The sequence below is a fragment of the Bartonella sp. 220B genome, from assembly GCF_026930205.1.
Classification (GTDB): Bacteria; Pseudomonadota; Alphaproteobacteria; order Rhizobiales; family Rhizobiaceae; genus Bartonella.
Genome location: NZ_JANHOI010000044.1, coordinates 1 through 2,176, shown reverse-complemented (window position 1 = coordinate 2,176; position 2,176 = coordinate 1). Strand labels below are relative to the sequence as shown.

The window sequence follows — 2,176 nt, the reverse complement described above, 5'->3', positions numbered from 1 at the left end:
CGGGCGGCTTTGTTTGCAAGGTGTGCTTACACAAGAGCAATACGACGCCGCTCAAAAATATCTACAGATAAGAAACAACTACCTTTGTGCAAAAGGCTTGCCAAGCGCCATTTATGATGATGTGTCTACAAATACAGACCCAAATAGTCTTGAACAATGGGTTGAAAAGGCAACTCATCACTATCAAGCCGTGCAAGATGCAATAAAAGAAGCACAATGCCTTTATAGACAGTATAATCTTTACGCCGCAATACAGTATCTTGTTATAGAAGATCAAATGCTACCGCATCTTGTGAGTTCATTGCGAATAGCTCTTAATGCGCTTCAAAAGTACTTTTCAAAACAATAGGTTAAAAAGAGATATTACCAACCAAAGATAAAGGGTATTACAATAACAGCCAAGGCAGTCACCATTGCGAATAAGTATGCAGGAATATGTAATCTAAAACGCCAGAATATATTAATGGGGAGTGACATTATAGCGATTATGACCAACCCTATGACAAACCACTCTATTATTCTACCTTCAAAACGACTTTTCTTTGTTTCATTATAATTGTTTGTCGATTGTTCAAAATTTTGATCATCATTGATAACATTCAAACGATAACATTTCCCACTTTTGGATTTTGCATATAGAGGAATATAGTCTTTTTGAGATATTTTTCTATAAATATTTTCTAATTTATTTACTAGCCTGTCACATTCACTTGTATCTTGGTTACTTAAGATATAAAAACTAGCAATTAGCATTCCAACAATTATTATACCTAATAAAATGCAGCGTTTAAACATAAGGTATCCATTATCTTTTATTTCAACTGCTTATAATTGATTCCCTTTAAATTTATCAATATGTGTTATTTTGTTGTTGACAATGTGTTGCAAATCGTATTTAATGACAGATACGGCACTGGTCGTATTGTATCTAGACGAGGGGCAGTGCAGTGAGGAAATCCCCGCATTTGCGGGGTTTTTTATTATCAGGAGGGCGTATTTTATGACATCAGAAAATACAGAACAAGCCCCACCAGTCAAACAAAAATGGATACCACCAAGAGCTGGAATAGGTCGCGTCAAAGGCATTCCCAACAAGAATACGCATTATACAAAAAAACACAATAAAGTCAATAGTTTATATGCATTTATTTTATTTGAATCCCCTTAAGAATCCACACTTTTATGCACGATTTAATTGACCATTTTTTACAAACAATAGCCACGTATGAATAGACCATAAAAAGCAAATCATGATGCGAATGTTATAACACATGGGAGCATTCAAATAAAATGCAAAGCTGTTATCATCCATAAAAGTTCATAAATTTTATGATACGTTTTTATCATAACATAATTGTATAGATGTAAAGAATGATAAGGATTTTGAAAAATATCGATTGATAGGTTTTTCTAAAAATTTAGAAAACGCTAGATAGCTACTTTGGAGTGATTGGGGTCACCCCAAATTGGGGGGCACCTCTTTAGATAACTATAGCGTCTTTAAATGCAAAGATTTGAAATATTCTCTTTTGAAATGGGTTAATCCAAATTTGGATTGAGTGATTAGGTCACCTCAAAAATGAGGGCACCTTCTTTATAAGCAGAGAGAAATTAGGTTATTTTGTCAATTCAAAAATGAGGGCATTGTTATTGATAGTTTGAAACCATCACGGAGCTAATAGGCTTTTTTCATTCAAATGTGATGATCTAAAAGAGCGCTTTCAGAAGCATTCATTTATATTATTTTGGATAAGTTTTTATAAAGAGACTAGAGAGCTTGCAATATGATACGTTTTGTATATATGCATTCACTACTCCTTATGGGATTGATTAATAAGAGTTGGAAAGATGAAAGCCGCGTCATATAAATTGGCACGGCTTTCTTTTTTTAGATGGCATTAAACATAAAAGCGCCCCCCGCGTTTGTTGCTTATTCTTCTGTCTCAATTCTTTCAATAATTTCCATAAGAATATCACTTTTAGAAACTTCTTTATTTTTGGGAACCTCTTTAACCTTACTTTGTCGATTGAGAAGCGCCCTCCCATGGACACGACCCCAGACCTTAACAGTATGAGAAACCTGAGCCTTTCCATAAACAGAGCCATAAATTTCAGCACAGCCACTCACTTTGGCATAGTCATAAACCTTGCCATAGATCCTTGCACGGTTGTTAAT

General features: G+C 34.6%; 3 protein-coding genes and 1 pseudogene. 2 read left to right on the top strand and 2 right to left on the bottom strand.

Annotated elements, in window-relative coordinates; genetic code table 11:
* Window positions 1-349: hypothetical protein (locus tag NPX99_RS08540; protein WP_269031405.1), on the top strand; the 349-nt coding region annotated here is incomplete at its 5' end.
* A 14-nt stretch (window positions 350-363) separates the two neighbouring features.
* Here the strand turns inward: NPX99_RS08540 and NPX99_RS08535 are convergent.
* A complete protein-coding gene (locus NPX99_RS08535) occupies window positions 364-795 on the bottom strand; it encodes a hypothetical protein (protein WP_269031404.1) in 432 nt (143 codons plus the stop codon).
* A gap of 205 nt (window positions 796-1,000) precedes the next feature.
* Here NPX99_RS08535 and NPX99_RS08530 point away from each other — a divergent pair, with 205 nt between their 5' ends.
* Window positions 1,001-1,168, top strand: coding sequence for a hypothetical protein (locus NPX99_RS08530; protein WP_269031406.1), 168 nt, complete (start codon window positions 1,001-1,003; stop codon window positions 1,166-1,168).
* Between the two features lie 762 nt (window positions 1,169-1,930).
* Here NPX99_RS08530 and NPX99_RS08525 read toward each other — a convergent pair.
* Window positions 1,931-2,176: pseudogene (locus NPX99_RS08525) on the bottom strand (hypothetical protein); the annotation flags it as partial.